Origin of the sequence: Nonomuraea rhizosphaerae (genome assembly GCF_019396405.1) — a bacterium.
Classification (GTDB): domain Bacteria; phylum Actinomycetota; class Actinomycetes; order Streptosporangiales; family Streptosporangiaceae; genus Nonomuraea; species Nonomuraea rhizosphaerae.
The window spans coordinates 1-5,003 of sequence record NZ_JAHKRL010000197.1 but is presented as its reverse complement, the minus strand read 5'-3'; the positions used below and the strand labels follow the sequence as shown (position 1 = coordinate 5,003).

Genomic DNA, 5,003 nt, shown 5'->3' with positions numbered 1-5,003 from the left:
CGCGGTTGGAGTTGGCCATCCGGTCGGCGAAGCCCGCCGCGGGCTTCTCGTCGCTCTGCGCGAACATGGCGTGCTGCAGCTTGGCCGTCGCGTACCCCAGGTACAGGACCTGGGCGCCGCCCTCGCCCTTGGCGATCTTGTTGCTGTTGGGGACCCAGCCCGCCGGGTCCTTCGCGGGCGCCCACACCTGGTAGGGGACCGCGCGGCCGAAGTTGGCGACGGTGATCGAGTAGTCGACCCGGGGGATGTGCTGCTCCCGGCTCTGCGGCGTGACCAGCAGGAACAGCCCCACGCCGGCGAGACAGACGAACAACGCCACCGCGTAACCGTAGAAACCTTGAGTGAACCGTCGCACAACTGGCGAGGTTACCCGCTGAGTGCCTCGCCCGCCGAAGCGGCCGGGCGGATCTGGGCGACGATGGTGAGCACGTCCTCGGCCAGCTCGCGGTCGTCGGAGAGCACCACCTCGGAGACGGCCGCCGCGAGCGCCCCGGTGAGCACGACGACCAGCGCCGCCTCGTCGTCCTCGAACAACGCGGCGTTGCGCTGCGCCCACTTGCGCAGCCGGGCCCGCATGACCAGCTCGAACCCCGGCGGGCCGTCGCCGCGCAGGAACAGGGCGGCCAGCTCCCGCTCCTCCAGGCACCCGTCCAGGTAGGCGCGGGCGGCGCTGACGAACACCCGCATCGGGTCGCTCTCACCCCCGGCGCGGGCGTCGCGGACCGCCTGCTTGGTCCGCTGCGACTGCCGGCTCTGCCACTCCTCGAACAGCGTCTCGTAGAGGTCGGCCTTGCCGGAGAAATGGTGGTAGAGGCTGCCGACGCTGGCCTCCGCCCTGGCCACCACGTCGGTGACGCCGGCCTCGGCGAACCCCTTGGAGACGAAGACGTCCCTGGCCGCCCGGAGGAGCGCGGAGCGTGTGGCCGCGCCTCGCTCGGATGTGCGGGGTGTCGCCGGTTGTTCCACATCGCTGCTCATGGGAGGCACATTATCCTCCGCTGACCGGGGAAAGAGGGACAACTACGATCGAGAGCAGTTGTCACGAGGAGGCCCTTCATCATGTCCGATCAGACGTCCGTTCCCGCAGCGCTGGCCACGGGTGAGCACGCCCCTGATCGCAACCTGGCCCTGGAGCTCGTACGCGTCACCGAGGCGGCGGCGATGGCGGCGGCCCGCTGGGTGGGCAGAGGCGACAAGAACGGCGCGGACGGCGCCGCCGTCAACGCCATGCGCCAGTTGATCAGCACCGTGTCGATGAACGGCGTCGTGGTCATCGGCGAGGGTGAGAAGGACCACGCCCCGATGCTGTTCAACGGCGAGCAGGTCGGCGACGGCAGCGGCCCCGCCTGCGACGTGGCCGTCGACCCGATCGACGGCACCCGGCTGACCGCGCTCGGCATGCCCGACGCGGTGTCGGTGATCGCGGTGAGCGAGCGCGGCTCCATGTACGACCCGTCGGCCGTGTTCTACATGGAGAAGCTGGTCACCGGCCCGGAGGCGGCCGACGTCGTCGACATCGAGGCCCCCGTCTCGGCGAACATCGCCGCCGTCGCCCGCGCCAAGGGCTGCTCGTCGTCCGACGTCACCGTGGTCATCCTGGACCGGCCCCGGCACGAGAAGCTGGTCAAGGAGATCAGGGAGACCGGGGCGCGGATCAAGTTCATCGTGGACGGCGACGTGGCCGGCGCGATCATGGCGGCCCGCGCCGACACCGGCATCGACCTGATGCTGGGCATCGGCGGCACTCCCGAGGGCATCGTGGCGGCGTGCGCGCTCAAGTGCCTCGGCGGCGTGATCCAGGGCAAGCTCTGGCCGCGCGACGACGCCGAACGTGGCAAGGCGCTCGACGCCGGGCTCGACCTCGGCCAGGTGCTGACCACGAACGACCTGGTCCGCTCCGACGACGTCTTCTTCGCCGCCACCGGCATCACGCAGGGGGAGCTGATGCAGGGCGTCCGGTTCAGGAGCGGGGTGGCCTTCACCCACTCGCTGGTGATGCGCGGGCGCTCGGGGACGATCAGGAAGGTGGACAGCGAGCACCAGCTGTGGAAGCTGCGCGCCTACAGCGCGATCAACTTCGACACCGCGGGGTGATGGGGCTTCATCGACGGCGCTTGCGGCGCGGCGGCTCCTTGACCTTGACGTCGCCCGCGAAGTTGGTGGTCCGAACCTCCACCGTCGGAGCCCCCGGCTCGGTGGGCTGCTTGGTGAGCCGCACCGTGTTGCCCTTGGCGACCCGGACCACCTCCAGCCCCTCCGGCACGTGGATCTCCAGCCCGCCGAACACCAGGGTGGCGTTGATCACGATGAGCCGGTTCTGCAGGATGGCGTCGCGGAGGTCCAGCTTGGTGGTGCCGAACATGGCCGTCACGTCCAGCTCGGCGGGCACCACCCACCGCCCGCCGCGCTGCTCCTGCTTGAAGAACGCCGACACCGGCCGCCCGTCGAGGTTGAGCGGCTGCTGGTCGGCGGGCAGCAGGTCGGCGGTCACGGCCGACAGCTCGCCGAGGGTGCGGGCCGCGTAGACGGCGCCGAGCCGTTCCTCCAGCTCGTCCACCGTGATGCGGCCGTCGGCGCAGGCGTCCTGGAGCACCTGGACGAACCGTTCGCGGTCGTCGTCGGAGGCGCGCAGCTCGTGCGGCCGCGGCGCGCTCTCGCCGTTCTTGGGGCGGCGTGCCGAGACCCATTCCTCGGCCAGCCGTTCTCCGACTTCTTGCAGGCGTGGCAGCCAGGATCCCGGGCGTTCATTCACACTTCCGACGATATCCGGCGTCGGGGATATTCGCTCGCCTCAGATCGGCCGGTTCAGCGGATTCGCGCGACCAGGGCGGCGATCTCCTCCGCGAGCTTTTTGTCCACCTCGGCGTGGCGGTTGAGCAATCGGTACCACATGGCGCCGAAGATGAGGTCGACGGCCAGCTCCACGTCCACGTCCTCGGGCAGCGCGCCGCGCACCAGGACGGCGCGCAGGGCCTGCCGGCGCGGCCCGATGAGGTGCTCCCGGAACTCGGCGGCGAAGACGGGGTCGGCCTGCGCCTCGGCCATCAGCCCCGCGACGACCCGCCCGGCCACGCCGTGGGCCAGCGCGAACGTCTCGCGCAGGAACGCCACCAGGTCCGCCCGCGGGTCGCCGCTCACGGGCGGGGAGCGCAGCTCGGGGCCGAGCAGCTCGACGGCCGCCTCCATCATCACCTGGGCCTTGGTCTGCCACCAGCGGTAGAGCGTCTGCCTGCCGACGCCCGCCGCGTCGGCGATGCCTTTCAGGGTGACGTTCTGGTAGCCGTCGCGTTCGCACAGGTCGAGCGCGGCCTTCAGGATCGCCTTCCTGGCCGTCTCGCTGCGCGGTCTCCCCACCATGGCGTCACTTTACAAGACATCGTGTCTCGTTATAGTTTCGAGGCAGGATGTATCGAAATAGGGGACATCATGAGGGTTGTGATCGTCGGCGGCACCAGCGGCATCGGCCTGGCCGCGGCGGCCCGGCTGGCGGGCGACGGCGCCGAGGTCGTGGTCACCGGCAGGAGCGCCGAACGGGTCGAGGCCGCGGTGAAACAGCTCGGCGACCGGGCCGCCGGCGAGGCCGTGGACGCGCGGGACACCGGCGCGATGCGGGAGCTGTTCGCCAGGATCGGGCGGGTCGACCACCTGGTCATCACCGTCACCGGCCGCGGCCCCGCCGGGCCGCTGCGCTCGCTGACCGCGCAGGCGCTGGTCGAGGCCGTGCGGAACAAGCTGGTTCCCCATCTGCTGACCGCGCAGGCGGCGCTGGACGTCATGGCGCCCGAGGGGTCGATCACGTTCGTGACCGCGGCGTCGGCGGGGTCGGCCTTCCCGGCGTGTCCGCCCTGGCGGCGGTCAACGGCGCGGTGGAGTCCGCGGTGCCGGGCCTGGCGGTCGAGCTGGGGCCGATCAGGGTGAACGCCGTCTCGCCCGGCGTCATCGACACCGAGTGGTGGTCGGGGCTGCCGGCCGAGGCGCGGGCCGGCATGTTCGCCGACTCCGCCGGACGTTCGCCCGTCGGGCGCGTGGGCAGGCCGGAGGACGTGGCGGCGGCCATCGCGTACGTGGTGGGCAACTCGTTCGTCACCGGCACGGTGCTGACGGTCGACGGAGGGGGCAGGCTGAAGGCATGAGGACGATTCTGGTGACCGGCGCGACGGACGGGCTCGGCCGCGAGCTGGCCCGCCGCCTGGCCGCCGGTGGCGACCGCGTCGTCGTGCACGGGCGCGACCCCGAGCGCGTACGCCGCACAAGGGACGAGGCGGGCGGCACCACCGAGGGCGTCGTGGCCGACCTGGCCGAGCTGCGCCAGGTGGACCGGCTGGCCGAAGAGGTGCTCGACCGGTTCGACCGGCTCGACGTGCTGGTCAACAACGCGGGGACGGGCAGCGGCGCGCCCGGCTCGGGGCGCGAGGAGAGCAAGGACGGCGTCGAGCTGCGCTTCGCGGTCAACTATCTGGCCGGCTACCACCTGACCAGGCGGCTGCTCCCGCTGCTCGTCGCGTCGGCGCCCTCGCGCGTGGTGAACGTCGCCTCGGCCGGGCAGCAGGCCGTCGACTTCGACGACCCGATGCTGACCCGCGCGTACGGACGGCAGCGCGCCTACGCCCAGAGCAAGCTCGCACAGATCATGTTCACCTTCGACCTGGCCGAGGAACTGGCCGGGCAGGGGGTGAGCGCGAACACCCTGCACCCGGCCACGTACATGGACACCACCATGGTCCGCGAGTCGGGCGCGCCGGTGATGAGCACGGTCGAGGAGGGGACCGAGGCGACGCTGCGGCTGATCGACGGGCTCGACGGGGTGAGCGGGAGCTACTTCAACGGGCGGCGCGAGGGCCGGGCCGACGCCCAGGCGTACGACCGCGAGGCCCGCCGACGCCTGCGCCGGGTCAGCGACGACCTCGTACGGCGCGCGCTGAGCTGACCGGCGCGGAGCGCGCTGAGCTGACCGGCGCAGGCCGAGCTGACCGGAGCGCCGGGCTGACCGGAGCCCCTCGGAA

Annotated in this window: 6 protein-coding genes and 1 pseudogene; 3 read left to right on the top strand and 4 right to left on the bottom strand. The window is 71.8% G+C overall.

Annotation, left to right across the window (positions count from 1 at the left end; genetic code table 11):
* Both KME77_RS09670 and KME77_RS09665 read right to left on the bottom strand, forming a co-directional pair.
* Positions 1-319, bottom strand: a 319-nt coding sequence (locus KME77_RS09670; protein ID WP_308250639.1) for a DUF4245 family protein, incomplete at its 3' end; no start/stop codon positions are given.
* A 47-nt stretch (positions 320-366) separates the two neighbouring features.
* On the bottom strand, positions 367-978 hold the full coding sequence (locus KME77_RS09665) for a TetR/AcrR family transcriptional regulator (protein ID WP_219464302.1): 612 nt from the start codon (positions 976-978) through the stop codon (positions 367-369).
* An 81-nt stretch (positions 979-1,059) separates the two neighbouring features.
* Here KME77_RS09665 and glpX point away from each other — a divergent pair, with 81 nt between their 5' ends.
* Positions 1,060-2,094 (top strand): class II fructose-bisphosphatase, encoded by a 1,035-nt coding sequence (gene glpX / locus KME77_RS09660; RefSeq protein WP_219464299.1) that lies wholly within the window; start codon positions 1,060-1,062, stop codon positions 2,092-2,094.
* A gap of 7 nt (positions 2,095-2,101) precedes the next feature.
* On the opposite strand, the gene KME77_RS09655 is transcribed toward glpX, so the two are convergent.
* On the bottom strand, positions 2,102-2,752 hold the full coding sequence (locus tag KME77_RS09655) for a DUF1707 SHOCT-like domain-containing protein (protein ID WP_219464297.1): 651 nt from the start codon (positions 2,750-2,752) through the stop codon (positions 2,102-2,104).
* A gap of 53 nt (positions 2,753-2,805) precedes the next feature.
* Entirely contained in the window at positions 2,806-3,357 is a 552-nt protein-coding gene (locus KME77_RS09650; protein ID WP_219464294.1) for a TetR/AcrR family transcriptional regulator, read from the bottom strand.
* A 69-nt stretch (positions 3,358-3,426) separates the two neighbouring features.
* On the opposite strand from KME77_RS09650, the pseudogene KME77_RS09645 reads away from it, so the two are divergent.
* A pseudogene (locus tag KME77_RS09645) lies at positions 3,427-4,098 on the top strand (SDR family oxidoreductase); the annotation flags it as partial.
* 31 nt (positions 4,099-4,129) lie between these two features.
* Positions 4,130-4,927, top strand: a complete 798-nt coding sequence (locus tag KME77_RS09635) for an SDR family NAD(P)-dependent oxidoreductase (protein ID WP_219464282.1) — start codon at positions 4,130-4,132, stop codon at positions 4,925-4,927.
* The last annotated feature ends 76 nt before the right edge of the window (positions 4,928-5,003 follow it).